The organism is Bradyrhizobium sp. dw_411 (assembly GCF_018449695.1).
GTDB lineage: Bacteria > Pseudomonadota > Alphaproteobacteria > Rhizobiales > Xanthobacteraceae > Bradyrhizobium.
Map to the genome: position 1 here is coordinate 163,633 of NZ_JAAVUY010000002.1, position 14,085 is coordinate 177,717.

The window sequence follows — 14,085 nt, forward strand, 5'->3', positions numbered from 1 at the left end:
GCGCCGCTACCGGCGACCGCCTCCGGAGCCCATAAATCAATTGATCTGGTTCCCGGCCATCTTGTGCCGGATTTCTGTCAGATCGGCCAGATGATCGAATGCCTTGAACCGGTCGAAGATATCTTCGTTACCTTCCGCGAGGACTGGCTGTACCAGCGACGAGAATTTTCTTTTCATGTCCTCCCAGCTCATCGGACGCCCGGGGTTACCCCTGGCGAGCGGCACATGACAGAGGTCTTTCTCTCCATTGGAGAAAGCGACTTCGACGGTTGCTGCGGTTTTGTCGATCGTGGCGTCGGGGACGAGATCCACGCGGCTGACGAGACTCTGAATACGGGGATTTTCCAGAGTCTGCGACGTAAATTCACGCTGCGTCGGGATGTAGCCTTCGAGAGCTAACGCCGTGCAGAACGCCAGGCTGAACTTTCCCTCAAATGGCGTTTTGGGATTTGTGATGCCAGCGAGCTGGATGCATAGCGGATCGACATGCACCGTGACGCGTTTGACTTCGCGTGATTGCAGCCGGGTATGAAGATCGCGTCCGGCGTCGATCGAAGGGTGGGTCAGAAGGCAGGATGCATAGGGCTTGAAAGTGTTTCGTTTGATCTCCCAGCCGTCGGAGAAATCCAGTTTCTGCGGCGAAACCGCTCGATCCTGCACCAGCGCCCTTGCCAGGCCGCCTTCTGTTTCAATCAAATTCGATGCGCCGTGATACCCTTCCCGCGCCATTTCGGCGGCGAGGACTCCGTTGAAGGCAGCTTTTCCCGCATGAAAGGGTTTTGCCGTCGTTCCGAATGAACCCGTCAGGCCGGCGACCTGGGTGGCGGCGAGGCCAATGGCGATCTTGAGCTTTTCGGCATCCAATCCGTACAGTACGCTGGCGGCGACGGCCGCGCCGATGCAGCCGAAAACGCCCGTCGAATGGATATGCCGCTCGTTGACGGCCACGCCCAATCCGCCGGATCCAAGTCGTCCGCCGACCTCAAAGCCGATCGTGAACGCCGTGATAATATCGCGGGGGGACGATCCCAAATGCGATCCGACCGCAAATGCTGAGGCCCAGGTCGGACCCGTCAGGTGCGCGATCGATCCCACATGCGTGTCGTCGAAGTCGAGACAATGCGCCATAGTGCCGTTTACAAGGGCCGCCGCGGAGGGCGTTGACTCGCCAGCCAGAAGAATCGGCGCATGTCCCTTCGCGTTCCACGCCAGCACTGTGCGCTTGATTGCCTTGACGGCGTCTTCGTTCGCCGCTCCCAGGGCAACCCCGAACCAGTCGACCAGGCAAAAACGGGCGGCATTCAGTACGTCTTCGGGAAGGTCTTCATATTTGGTTTCAAGCGCGAAATTGGCGACCGCGTCGGCGTTTGTGAGATTGGAACCTATGGCCATTCAATGTCTCCTGCTTTTTCTTACGCGCGTTTTTGCGGATAGGCTTCGGTCTGGCTCAATAGATCCTGATGCTGCCCAAGCGAGGGAGCGGGCCCTCGCGGGCCAGTTGTCAATCCCGAGGACGCCAGCGGATTAGCAATCACGGGAATTCGTCCTTCGATCGGATGTGGCATCCATTCAACCATATTCCGGGCGGCGACGTGCTCACTTTGGACGGCCTCGTCCGGACTGTAAACCGGCATGATAGGGACGTCGTTCTTGAGCATCCAGTTCACGAGGTCATCGCGGGATTTCGACATGCAGAGGTCGCTGATGGCCTTGCGATATAGGCCGGCCCGGTCTCCATGCACGGTATGGCGGTGTTCCGGACCTTCGTCGGGCGAAATGAGATCGTCCCGACTGATCAGCTTGCAAAACGAGTTCCAGATTCGCGCTTCCAGTAGCGACACGGCAACGGCTTTGCCGTCCTTGGTCTTGTAGGTGGAGTAGCGCGGATTGCGGCCCCAGACTTCCATGGTGGTCGTCACCGGGAATCCACCGGTGCGTGCGAGCGCCGCGCCCGAGACGATGTTGGACATGCTGAACAGGCTGTCGAACATGGAGATGTCGAGATAGCAGCCTTCGCCCGTCGTGCGCTTGCGATGCAACGCTGCCATGACGCCGGCGATAGCGTAAGCTGCTCCGGCATAATCGGCGGCCTGGAAACCAGGCACAGGCGGTAATTCGTCGCTGTCCAGGCCGGTGCCCATGATGCCAGTGACCGATTGCACGACCAGGTCGTGTCCCGGAATATCGGAGAATGGTCCGGTCTGTCCGAATCCTGTGACCGAGCAATAGATGATGTCCGGCTTCAGTCGCTTAGCAGTATCATAGTCGATCTGCAGGCGCTGCGGCACACCACGGCGATACGATTCAACGATGACGTCCGACTGCGCGATCAGCCTGTGGGCGGCGGCACGATCCTCTTGTCTTGATAAATCGAGCGTGATGCCGCGCTTGTTGCCGTTCACGGTGTTGAAGTAAACGCTGCCTTCCCTGAAATTTGGCTGGTTGTGGCGGCCCAGATCTCCGACCCCGGGCTGTTCGACTTTGATGACGTCGGCTCCGAAATCGCCGAGCATCTGCGTGCACCATGGGCCCGGCAACATTCGGCTGAAATCGAGTACACGAATGCCCGAGAGAGCACCCGAGGCCACCGCATTCGGCTTTTCACGTACGTTCATTGAATGACTGTCCTGTTGGCTTTGTTCGCGCCTGGAGAAAATCAGCCGCCTGTGAATTTTGTTTCGCGCAACGCTGTGATGCCTTTACTGCAAGCTCGTCGATACCTTTCCAGCCGATAGGGTATTTCGGCCGATGTCGCAAGGAAAGTGTCCCTGCGCGAATTGATGTTCAGATTACGCCGTTCTGGAGATCGATTTCCTGCATCAGCCATTTTACAAAGCCCGCGGCTTTGCGATTTTTCACGGCGCCCCTTCGCCAAAGCGCAAAATACGCAAGTTGCCGCGTCAGCGGGCGGTCGAACAGCGGCACAAGCGTGCCGGCGGCAATGTCGTCCTTGAGCAGGAATAATTGTCCCATGGCGATACCGAGCCCCTCAATGGCGGCCTCATAGGCCAGCATCGAATTGGGATACAGGGTGCCTTCCGTGAGCAAATCGGGCCGGTCCGCGGCTGTCAGCCAATCCGTCCAGTCTTTGCGGCGATAATGCGAATGCAGCAAATGCTGCCGGCGCAGCCCTTCAATCGATCTTAGCTCCGGATAACGCCGCAACAGGCGCGGGCTGCATACCGGCTGGATCACATCTCGAATTAGAAGTTTCTTCTCCACACCGCGCCAATCGCCGCGGCCAAACTGAATGGCTAGATCGATATCCTCGCTCGCAAAATTCACATTGGCAACCGAGGCGCTGAGCCGGACGTTGATGTTCGGATACGCGTTCTGGAATTTTGGAAGCCGTTTAATCAGCCACTTGGCGGCGAACGTCGTATAGATGCGAAGCCGCAGAGGTTCCGCCCGCGGATTCATCAACGCCGTGCTCGCCGCGCTGATCATGGCGAAAGCCGGCGATATGCCGTCCCGATAAATACGCCCCTCCTTTGTCAGCAGTACGCCGTGGCGCTCGCGGACAAAAAGCTGTGTGCTCAACGATCCTTCCAGCGTCGCGATCTGCCGGCTGACGGCTGATTGGGTCACGCCCAATTCGGCGGCGGCGGCGGTAAAGCTTTCGAGCCGCGCGGCCACTTCGAATACACGCAACGGATTGAGGGGCGGAATGATTTGCACGGGCACCGGACATGTTTTGGTATGACTAAAAGTCATAGCACCATAAGCTCTGCGAAGTTGCCAATCAAGATGTCCCGGGTCAGGTAGGCTGACTGGTAAATCGCGGGCCGCCCAAATCGTTGCGCGCGCCCCTGCTTGGATGGCCTTTTATGGATTTTGACTTCACGCCGGAACAGCGGTTGTTCGCCGATTCCGTTCGGCGCTTCGCTGAGACCAACCTGGCAAAGGACGCACTCAAGCGCGCTCATACGCCGGGCTTTCCGTTCGATGTTGCGGCATTGATGGCCCAACAGGGCCTGCTCGGCATCACCATTCCGGCCGAGGATGGCGGCCAAGGCGGTTCATTGATGGATGCCGTGATCGCGATCGAGCAGGTCGCGTCGGTTTGTCCACGCAGTGCCGATGTTATACAGGCCGGCAATTTTGGGCCGATACGCACTTTTGCGGAATACGCCACTGCGGATCAGAAGTCGCGCTTCATGGGTAGCTTGATGGCAGGGAAATCCGCCATCAGCCTCGGTATGACCGAACCCGAAGCCGGATCGGCGGTCACCGAGTTGCGCACGATGGCCAGGGCCGAGGGCGAAGAGGTCATTCTCAATGGCACTAAGATCTTTTCGACCCATAGCCCGGACGCCTCGGTCTTCCTGATCTACGTTCGCTTCGCACCCGGAGTCGATGGCATTGGCTCGGTGCTGGTGGAACGCAACACCCCGGGATTCGCCGTCGGCCAGCCCTCCGGCTTCATGGGCGGGGAACAATGGTGCCAGCTCTATTTCGAGAATTGCCGCATTCCGGCAGCCAACGTGCTGCTCGGGCCGGGCGGTTTCAAGCAACAGATCGCGGGCTTCAATGTCGAGCGCATCGGCAATTCGGCGCGCTCATTGGCGCTCGGCCGCCATGCCTTCAATCTGGCGCGTGAATACGCCACCGTTCGCAAGCAGTTTGGGCGGCCGCTGTGCGAGTTCCAAGGCCTGCAATGGAAATTCGCCGATATGGCGCTAAAGCTCGAATCCGCACAGCTATTGCTTTACCGCGCCGCAACCAATGCCGAAGGGCGCCTGCCGTCGGCCTACGAGACCACTATTGCAAAGCTCGCCTGCAATCAGGCAGGTTTCGATGTCGCCAACGAAGCCGTACAGATCATGGGTGGCCTTGGTTATAGCGAAGAATCCCTGGCCGAGTATTGTATGCGCCGGACGCGTGGGTGGATGATCGCCGGCGGTTCGATCGAGATGATGAAGAACCGGGTCGCTGAAAGTGTCTTCGATCGTCGCTTTGACCAGCGCGCGCCGAAGGCGAGCGGCAAGAACAGTTGAGGACCTAACTCATGCTGCAAGCACTCGACGCCGCGGCGAAGCAGACGACGCCAGGCCACGGCACCGAAGCGATCATCGCTCTGGTGCAGAACCTGAAATGGGATGCGCTTGACGCGGATGTCAGGCACGCGGCGAAGCGGCACTTTCTCGACACGCTTGGCGTGGTTATCGCCGGATCGAGCGGCGATCTCGCCGGCCGTGCCGAAGCCGTGCTGGCCAAAGTTCGCGCCGCTGGCAATGTTCCCGTGCCCGGCCGCCAACGCCGCGCCGATCTGCTTGATGCCGCCTATATCGCCGGCACGGCCGGCCATGGCATCGAACTGGATGACGGCTATCGGCAAGGCTCCGTGCATCCCGGCGTGGCTACCGTTCCCGCGATCATCGGGCTCGGGTATGAGGCCGATATCAGCGGGCGCGCCGCACTTGAAGCGGTCGTGGTCGGCTATGAAACCATCATCGCCATTGCCCGGGCCTGCCATCCAGATTTACGCCAGCGTGGCTTTCATCCGACCGGCACAGTCGGTGTATTCGGTGCGGCCGCCGCGGCGGCGCGTCTGCTCGCGCTGCCGGCGGAACAGGTCTCCAGCGCGCTCGGCCTCGCCGCCAGTAGTTCGGCCGGGCTATTTGCCTTCATCAATGGCGGCGCGGATGTGAAACGTCTGCACGCGGGTCATGCTGCCCGCGAAGGTTTGCAGGCCGCCCTTCAAGCGCAAAGCGGTATCGAAGGTCCATCGCATGTGCTCGAGGCGCGCGACGGATTCGCGCAGGCATTTGCGTTCGGCCGCAACGGCAAGCCCCGCGACATTGAATTGCCGCCTGCGGTCCCGTTCGGAATCACCGATTGTTACGTCAAGCCGTATGCCTGCTGCCGTCACATTCAGCCGGCAGTGGAAGCGCTGATCGAATTGATGAACGATAACAAGCTTTCGTCGGATGACGTCCGCAGCGTCAAGATCAATACTTACAGCATCGCCGCAGAGCATGCTCACACCGGGTGGCAGGACTACGCCAGCGCGCAACTGAGCTTTCCCTACATCATGTCATTGGGAATGAAGCATCGCTGGATCAAGGTCGAGCATTTCGAGGATAAGACCCGCCTGGATCCCGAAATGGCGCGACTGGCCGGTTTGGTGGAGGTCAACGCCTCCGCCGAGATGGATCGGCTATATCCAGCCAATCGGCCGGCGCATGTCACTATCACGACGGGTCGCGGAAAATTCGAGAAGCAGGCGATGGAAGCGCTCGGCGCCCGTGAAGTGCCGCTGGACGATCGCGGCCTCGGAATGAAGTTTCACGATCTTGTCGATCCCGTGCTTGGACGCGAACGGGCCGACCAATTGCTCGCAGGGCTGTGGCGGCTGGACGAACTCGACAATATCAGCGATCTTCTCGACGTGACGGTGCGCTAATCGTTCGTATCGCCATGAAAGATTAGCCCTTCGTCAATCCGTTTGGCAGACGAAGGGCAATACCCCTAGCGCTTTCGGAAACGCCGGAAGTTCGGCGGGCGTTTCTCCAGGAATGCGGTGATGCCTTCCATGTTTTCCTCGTTGCCGTAGATCGAGGCCAGCAATTCCGAGGTCGGGAAGTACGACGCGTAGAATTCCTGATCCGATCCCGCATTGAGCGCAATCTTGGCGATGCGGATACTCTGCGGGCTCTTGTCAAGGATCTCACTGCAAAGTTTCGCGACTTCCTCGTCGAGCTTGTCGGCGGGGCATACCTGATTGATGAGCCCCATATCGAGGGCTTGCTGCGCGGTGTAGAGCCGGCAGGTGTACAGCATTTCGCGCGCCTTGCGTTCGCCGACATAGCGCGCCAGCAACTGGCAGGCGCCCCAGATCGGTACGCTGCCGACGCGCGGGCCAACCTGGCCGAACTTCGCGTCTTCGCTGGCCACGGTCATGTCGCAGAACAGATTGATCTCGTTACCGCCGCCAACGCAGAAGCCGCGGACCTTGGCGATGATCGGCTTGTCCATCATCCGCATGGTTGAAGATAGCGCGAACAGCCGCCGCATGTGGGCGCGCCCGATATAGGGCTTGCGGGTCGACTGGTCGCTGACGTCACCTCCCGAGGAAAACGCCTTGTCACCCGTGCCGGTTAGAACGACCACGCCGACTTCCGGATCGTCGGCGGCGATCTTCATCGCTTCGGTGAGTTCCTCATAGGTTTTCGGCCGGACGGCGTTGCGCACTTTAGGCCGATTGATGGTGATGGTGGCGATGCCCTCATTCGTCTCATAGAGGATGTCTTCGAACATGACTCGTTTTCCTGGCTGTTTCCGGCGGGTATTTTTATTTGGTTTCGCAGGGTGGATAAAAATCCACTAGGCGAACCGTATGCCGCAGACTAAGATAAACTCCGGTTCTGCTGCAATGCCAAACTCGCTTGGGTGCGCGGCGGATTCGCTGGGCGGGGGATGACGAGGCTCGACGGGATGACGGCTTCGAACGCAATGGCTGGGCTGGATTCGAATGCCGGGTTTCCCGCACTCGCTGCGCGCACAGCGGGAATGGGAACCCCGCTTGTGCTGCTGCATGGCGGCGTCGGATCGGCCGCGCATTGGGAGCGCAACATCGACGAATTGTCAGCCGCGTTCTGCGTCATCGCTTTCGATCTGCCCGGCTACGGAAATTCTCCGGATGTTCCAGCGACGATAACGACTGACGATTATATCGCCTGGGTAAGCCACGCCGTCCTGGCGACGGCGCCGAAGGGTTGTCATCTGGCCGGTTTCAGCTTTGGCGGTGCGATCGCGGCTCGCATTGCGGCGAACCTTGGCGATAGAGTGTTGGGGCTGTCGTTGCTGGGTAGTGCGGGATTTGGCGCGCCGGTCGGACGTTTGGTACAGGTCACAAAGGTGCCGGGTCCTGAGGCGGGCAGACCGGCGCGCCGCGCCGCCGCTGCCGCCAATCTCGGCCAATGGATGCTCTCGACTGAGCCGCCGCCGGATGATCCGGTGGTCGACACACAACTGACGAATCTCGACCGCACGCGGTTCGACAGCCGCCGTATCAGTTTCAAGCCCACGCTGCTCGACGATCTCGCCCGTATCACGGCGCCGGTCCAACTGATTTGGGGAACGGTAGACAGGCTGGCCTATCCGTCGATTCAATCACGTGCCGATAGCTGCCGCGCGGTGCGGCCGGATATCAGTGTTGTCCTGGTCCCGGATGGCGGGCATTGGGTCCAATACGAGAAGGCCGAAGCGGTCAATCGGCTGTTGATGAATTTCCACGGCGCCTGAAGGAAACGATTATATATTTGAAATAATACAATCACTGGCATTAAAGATTTGCGAGCCCACTTGTGGGTAGTGGAACACAGCCGTTTTTGAGAGGCGAAACACAAGATGATCCGAGCCGTAGAGCGCGCTTTTGCGATCTTTGAGGCGTTCGATCCTCAGCACACGATGCTGACGCTTCAGGAAATCGGCCAGCGCATTGGTCTTTCCAAGGCGACGACCTATCGGCTGGTGAATTGCCTGCACGATCTCGGCTATCTGGTTCGGCTCGAGGACAACCGATATTGCCTGTCATTGAAATTGACGCGGCTTAGCGGGCTGGTGCGAAGCACGATCGGGATTCGCGAAATCGCCCGGCCGATCATGCGCGATCTGGTACAAAAAACCCTGGAAACCATCACGCTGAATACGGTCGCCCAGGGGCAGCGGCTTTGTATCGAGGTGTTCGATACGCCTTCGCCTTTGATGAGCATCGTACGCGAAGGTGAGCAGACGCCATTGCTGCATGGCGCGACCGGCAAGATATTGCTGGCCTATCTCAGCAGTTCCGAAATCGACCGGATTTTCCGCGAGGCGCCGGCCAGCAAGCGGCCGAATCGCGCCTTGCTGGAAAAGCAGCTCGCGCGCTATCGCGAGCAGGGTTATGCCTTGACGAGCAGCGAGCGCGTTGCCGGCGTCACGGCCATCTCGGTTCCGCTTCGCGACGGCAACGGGCAGGTCCGATATTGCATCAGCATCACGGGGCCTGCAATCCGCATGGATCGGAATGTCGATACATTCGTCGCGCTGCTGCTCAACGCGAGCAAGGTCGTCTCCGGCCAGATGGGCGCAAGGGCCGATGAGATCGGCGATGGAAACCCCAAATCCGAAAAGAAGCCGCCGCGCCGCAAAAGGGCCGCCGGCTGATCAGGCCCGACGCTTCCCCTGAATCCTTGCGGCGATGCTACTCTTCGCCGCTGCGGCTTGCGGTCGCCAGCCATCATTTAGTGCCTTAAACTCGGCCACTGCTGCGCGGCGCCATTGGGTCGCGCGTGCGCAGTAATCCATGCCTTTTGCGGCTGGCGGCCCGCGCGCAAATGACTGGATTTTGCTGGACGAAACCGGTTTCATGTTTTAGATTTTCCGTATCGGCCTGCAAGAGCCCCCGGAGGAAACCCATGAACCTGTCCCGCACGTCCGTGATGGTTGCATTGAGCGTGTTTGCGGCGGTCATTTCACCCGCGCCAAGCCGCGCGGAAGATACCATCAAGATCGGCGCGCCGTTGTCGCTTTCGGGAAAATTCGTATCGTACGGCGCTGCCGCCAAGCGCGGCGTCGAGATGGCCGTCGATATCTACGGCGGCAAGGTTGGAAACAAGAAGATCGAAATTCTGTTTCGAGACACCCAGTCCGATCCGCAGGTTGCCGTGAATTCCTTCACGCAATTGCTGTCGGAGGAAAAGGTCAATTTTCTGATCGGTCCGATTGCAACGCCGATGGCCATGGCGGGCCTGCCGGCGTGGCGTCGTACCAGGGCACTCTGGGTCGTGCCGGGAGCGACCACACCATTGCTCGAGGAAGAGGCCGGCAAGGAGCCGATGCTGTTTCACACCTTCCCTTACGGCTATTATTACCACCTCGCACTCGCGCGCAGCCTGCGGGAGAAATTGGGTCCGGGCAAAACAGTCGCCATCATTTATTCCGACGATGCCTATGGCCGTGAGCATCTTCCTTACGCGCAGAAATATTTCACCCAGGAAGGCTTCAAGATCGTCGCGGAAGAACTGGTCCGTGCAGGCGCGACCGATCTCAATCCTGTGCTTGCCAAGATCCGTCGCGTGAAACCCGACCTCCTGCTGGGCCTTGTGCAGACCACAGATGGCATTCAGCTCACCAAGCAGGTCTATGTTCAGCGTCTCAATATCCCCTATCTCGTCGGCACAGCGTATCCGCAGCTCAAGCAATGGCAGGACGCCTCAGGCGAAGCGCAGGAGGGTTGGGTCGGCGTTACCACCTATATCCCGGGTCTCAAGGCCAAGGCCGATCCGAAATATCCCAAGCTCTTCATGGACTCAGACGTTTGGAAGGCGGAGTTTACCAAGCGATATAACCGCGAGCCTGAGTTCATTGACGTCGGTGCCTATGTCTCCACCTGCATGTTGCTGATCGCGATCGAAAATGCCGGTGCTGTGGACGACAAGGAAAAAGTCGCGGAAGAATTGAAGAAGTTGGACGTGCACACGATGATCGGCCGCGGCCATTTCGAACCGAGCCTCGGCGGTACGCTCAATCAGGCGTTTGCCGACGTTGTCGTCCATCAGCGTGTCAAGGGCGCCGACGCCATCCTGTATCCGAAGGAATTCGAGACGGCGGACAAGTTCGAACAGGCGACATACGCCAAATAGACTTTTGACGATGTCGATGAGGGATTGAGGTCTCGGCGGGGAGGGCTGTATGGCGCGACCCGCGAGACAAGGTAACCGCAAGCGATGGCAAGTCTGATCTTTCAAATAGTGGTTGATTCCCTCCTGCTCGGGGGCGTCTACACATTGATGGCGGTCGGGCTGTCGCTTGCCTTCGGGGTCACACGCATCATCAATTTCGCGCATGGCGATATCGTCATGTATGGCGCCTATGCGGCGTTCTTTGCATTTGTCAGCCTGAATATCGATCCCTTGCTCAGCCTATTATTTGTCGCGATTTTGGGTGCTATCGGCGGCTACCTGCTGTTCAAGCTCACGCTAGACCGCATTTTGGATGCGCCCGGCATCAATCAGGTGTTGTTGACGTTCGGTCTCGGACTCGTCTTGCAGAATGTGGCGGTGATCCTCTGGACCGGCGATGAGCGCTCGACGACGCCGTCCTATGCGTTCGACTCCTGGTTCCTTTCCGACGACATCGTGGTGGCCAAGGGACGATTGATCGCATTCGGTCTTGCGGTCGCTTTCGTGGTTCTGTTGCTCGCCTGGCTTCGATGGAGCGAGCTTGGTCGCGCGACCCGGGCGGTTTCGCAGAACCGCGCCGCGGCTTCGCTGATGGGTATCAACGTCCGCGCCATGTATGCGCTGTCGTTCGGGCTTAGTTCCTCCTTCGGTACCGCAACTGGCGCGATCATGAGTTTTCTGTTGCCGATTACGCCGTTCATGGGTTTCCCAATTCTGGTGAAGGCTTTTGCCATCATTATCCTGGGTGGGCTCGACAGCATCGTCGGTACGGTCATTGGCGCATTCCTGCTGGCGACGGCCGAAACGACAATCGCCTATGTCGTGCCGCAAGGCATCGGTTGGGCCGAGGGGGTTGCATTTTTCCTGCTAGTGATCGTGCTGATCGTGCGGCCCACCGGCATTCTCGGCACCGTGGGGCGCGACGCATGATCGCGGTCCGTGGGTGGATCATCATTCTGGGGTCACTCGTTGTGGCGCTGGTGGCGCCGCATTTCCTTCCGCCTGGATTTAGCGACTGGCTGACGCGGCTATCGACCTTGATACTGGTCGCGGCTAGCTGGAACATGATGGCGAATGCCGGGCTGATTTCGCTCGGTCATTCCGGTTTCTGGGGCCTTGGCGCCTATTCGGCGGCTCTGCTGGCGAATGCGTTTCATATCCCGTTCTGGCTTTCGATTGTTCCAGCCATGTTGCTCGGCGCGTTCTTTGGCGCGTGCCTGGCGTATATCACCGGCCGTTTGCGCGGACTGTTCTTTGCGATAGCGACGCTTGCGACCTCGGAAGCGCTGCGGGTGGTTGCGCTGATGGTGCCGAAGCTGACCGGCGGCGCCGAAGGCGTCTTCGTATTCGACCAGATCAGGCCGGACCGCATCACCATGACCAGCTTCTCGCTTTGTCTGGCCGTTGCGACGGTGGCAACTTCATACTTTCTTTCGCGCTCCCGATACCAGTATGCCTTGCGGGCGATGCGCGACAGCGAAAGCGCCGTGCAGATGCTGGGGGTCAATCCGGCGCGGTTTCGAATTGGCGTGACCGCTTTGTCCGGAGCGATCGCGTCCTGCGCGGGCGTCATCACGGCCTGGTTTACCGGCTATATCGATCCCGGCTCCGCCTTCGATCTTAAGATCACGATTTCCGCCCAAATCGCCCCGTTGTTCGGCGGTCTCTATACCGTCACCGGTCCGGTCGTCGGATCAATCGCAATCCTGGCACTGTCGGAGTTGACGCGTTTGTATTTCAACTATTCCGGCGGCGTCGGGTTGCTGGTCTATGGCTGCATCCTCGTATTCGGCGTCTTGATGATGCCATCCGGGCTAGTGGGTTTGTGGAAGCGCCGCAGAAAGCCTGTCGTGACCGACGCTGCCGTTCCAGCGAGGGCCAAATGACAGCCGCCATGCTCGAGCTCGACAATATCAGGGCCGGCTACAATGACGCGATCGCCGTCGAGAATATCAGCCTGACGGTCGGGCAAAGCGAGGTGGTGTGTCTGCTGGGGGCGAACGGTGCCGGCAAAACCACCACGATGCGGGTTGTCACCGGTCTTATTCCGCTATTGGGAGGCACAATTCGCTACAATGGCGAAGACATCTCGCAGATGCCGCCGCATGAGCGGGTGACCGCCGGTATCTGCCTGTCGCCGGAAGGACGTCAGGTGTTTCCGGATCTGACGGTGATGGAAAACCTCTCGCTCGGCTCGTTCAACCGACGTGCGCGGCGGAACCGCGCGCAAACCCTCGATCAGGTTCTGACCTTATTTCCAAAGCTGGCCGAGCGCAGCGGGCAGGCTGCGGGCTTGATGTCAGGCGGCGAGCAGCAAATGCTTGCGATCGGCCGCGCGCTGATGGGGCAGCCCAAACTGCTGGCGCTTGACGAGCCTTCGCTGGGCCTGTCGCCGAAGATGGTCAGCACGGTTTTCGAATCCATTCAGACGATCGCCAGGAGCGGCATCACCATCCTGCTGGTCGAGCAGAACACGCGCGCCGCCTTGAGCATCGCGCAGCGCGGTTATGTGCTGTCCGCAGGGCGGGTGGTGCATGAGGGCACCGCGGCCGATCTGGCGCAGTCCGAAATGGTTCAGAAAGCGTTTGTCGGCGCGGCCTTCACCAAGCAAAGTGTTCGTAAGAGTCGCCGCGAGCGCCGACTGGCCGAAAGCAACCCGGGAGGCGCTGGTGCTTAAGATAAGAGGCGTGTCTAAGCGCTACGGCGGCGTCGCGGCGATTTCCGATCTATCGTTCGACCTCGCGCGCGGCGAGGTGCTTGGTGTGATCGGCCCCAATGGCGCCGGCAAGACCACCTTGTTGAACTTGATCACCGGCTACAACGCGCCGAACGAGGGATCGATCTTGCTCGAAGGTCGCGAACTTCGCGGCCTCGCGCCTTATGAAATCTGTCGACTAGGCGTCGCGCGCACATTTCAGGTGGTTCGACCCTTTGCCGAAATGACCGTGAACGACAATGTCATGACGGGTGCGCTCTTCGCGTCGGACAAATGGATATCGGCACAGGATGCGGCGCTGCGAGCGGAGCGGGCGCTCGACATGGTCGGTCTGCTGCACAAGCGCCAGGCCCTTGGCAGCGACCTGACCATTGGTGAAAAGAAAAAACTCGAGCTAGCGCGTGCGCTGGCGACGAAGGCGAAGTTGCTTTTGCTCGATGAGGTGATGTCAGGGCTGACCGGTTCGGAGATCGACGCGGTAATGGATGCCATCGAGCGCGTGGCGGATTCCGGGGTGACGATCCTGATGATCGAACATCTCGTTGGCGTCATCCTGGCGCTGGCGGATCGTGTCCTGGTGCTCAACTTCGGACGCGAACTGTTTCAAGGAACACCTGAAGAAGTTATCGCCCATCCGGACGTGATCGAATCCTATCTCGGGCAACCGCTCGAGCGACTTCAGACCTGACGCTAGATAAACTC

Annotated in this window: 13 protein-coding genes; 9 read left to right on the forward strand and 4 right to left on the reverse strand. The window is 59.5% G+C overall.

Annotated features, from left to right (window positions below; translation table 11 throughout):
* Positions 1-36 precede the first annotated feature (36 nt).
* The 3 genes from HB676_RS03400 to HB676_RS03410 form a co-directional block, all read right to left on the reverse strand.
* Positions 37-1,392, reverse strand: a complete 1,356-nt coding sequence (locus HB676_RS03400; RefSeq protein ID WP_213736264.1) for an MmgE/PrpD family protein — start codon at positions 1,390-1,392, stop codon at positions 37-39.
* 20 nt (positions 1,393-1,412) lie between these two features.
* Complete coding sequence (locus HB676_RS03405) at positions 1,413-2,615, reverse strand: CoA transferase (protein ID WP_213736265.1); 1,203 nt, start codon at positions 2,613-2,615, stop codon at positions 1,413-1,415.
* Between the two features lie 169 nt (positions 2,616-2,784).
* Complete coding sequence (locus HB676_RS03410) at positions 2,785-3,684, reverse strand: LysR substrate-binding domain-containing protein (RefSeq protein ID WP_213736266.1); 900 nt, start codon at positions 3,682-3,684, stop codon at positions 2,785-2,787.
* 143 nt (positions 3,685-3,827) lie between these two features.
* On the opposite strand from HB676_RS03410, the gene HB676_RS03415 reads away from it, so the two are divergent.
* Together HB676_RS03415 and HB676_RS03420 are read left to right on the forward strand one after the other, a co-directional pair.
* On the forward strand, positions 3,828-4,997 hold the full coding sequence (locus HB676_RS03415; RefSeq protein WP_213736267.1) for an acyl-CoA dehydrogenase family protein: 1,170 nt from the start codon (positions 3,828-3,830) through the stop codon (positions 4,995-4,997).
* Between the two features lie 11 nt (positions 4,998-5,008).
* Positions 5,009-6,406 carry an MmgE/PrpD family protein gene (locus HB676_RS03420; protein WP_213736268.1) on the forward strand — a complete coding sequence of 466 codons (1,398 nt, stop codon included), beginning with the start codon at positions 5,009-5,011 and terminating at the stop codon, positions 6,404-6,406.
* A gap of 65 nt (positions 6,407-6,471) precedes the next feature.
* On the opposite strand, the gene HB676_RS03425 is transcribed toward HB676_RS03420, so the two are convergent.
* A complete protein-coding gene (locus HB676_RS03425) occupies positions 6,472-7,260 on the reverse strand; it encodes an enoyl-CoA hydratase-related protein (RefSeq protein WP_213736269.1) in 789 nt (262 codons plus the stop codon).
* A 159-nt stretch (positions 7,261-7,419) separates the two neighbouring features.
* Between HB676_RS03425 and HB676_RS03430 the strand changes: the two genes are divergently transcribed.
* From HB676_RS03430 to HB676_RS03460, 7 genes are all read left to right on the forward strand, one after another.
* The gene (locus HB676_RS03430; protein WP_213736270.1) at positions 7,420-8,247 is read left to right on the forward strand and encodes an alpha/beta fold hydrolase; all 828 of its coding nucleotides are present in this window, start codon (positions 7,420-7,422) and stop codon (positions 8,245-8,247) included.
* Positions 8,248-8,352: 105 nt separating this feature from the next.
* Entirely contained in the window at positions 8,353-9,150 is a 798-nt protein-coding gene (locus HB676_RS03435; protein ID WP_213736271.1) for an IclR family transcriptional regulator, read from the forward strand.
* 251 nt (positions 9,151-9,401) lie between these two features.
* Positions 9,402-10,628, forward strand: a complete 1,227-nt coding sequence (locus tag HB676_RS03440; protein ID WP_213736272.1) for an ABC transporter substrate-binding protein — start codon at positions 9,402-9,404, stop codon at positions 10,626-10,628.
* Positions 10,629-10,736: 108 nt separating this feature from the next.
* Positions 10,737-11,597, forward strand: a complete 861-nt coding sequence (locus HB676_RS03445; RefSeq protein WP_213736273.1) for a branched-chain amino acid ABC transporter permease — start codon at positions 10,737-10,739, stop codon at positions 11,595-11,597.
* A complete protein-coding gene (locus tag HB676_RS03450; protein ID WP_213736274.1) occupies positions 11,594-12,553 on the forward strand; it encodes a branched-chain amino acid ABC transporter permease in 960 nt (319 codons plus the stop codon). The genes HB676_RS03445 and HB676_RS03450 overlap by 4 nt, the downstream gene beginning before the upstream one ends.
* Complete coding sequence (locus HB676_RS03455) at positions 12,550-13,344, forward strand: ABC transporter ATP-binding protein (RefSeq protein ID WP_346347247.1); 795 nt, start codon at positions 12,550-12,552, stop codon at positions 13,342-13,344. Before HB676_RS03450 ends, HB676_RS03455 begins: the two co-directional genes overlap by 4 nt.
* Complete coding sequence (locus tag HB676_RS03460) at positions 13,337-14,071, forward strand: ABC transporter ATP-binding protein (protein ID WP_213736275.1); 735 nt, start codon at positions 13,337-13,339, stop codon at positions 14,069-14,071. The genes HB676_RS03455 and HB676_RS03460 overlap by 8 nt, the downstream gene beginning before the upstream one ends.
* Positions 14,072-14,085: the final 14 nt, after the last annotated feature.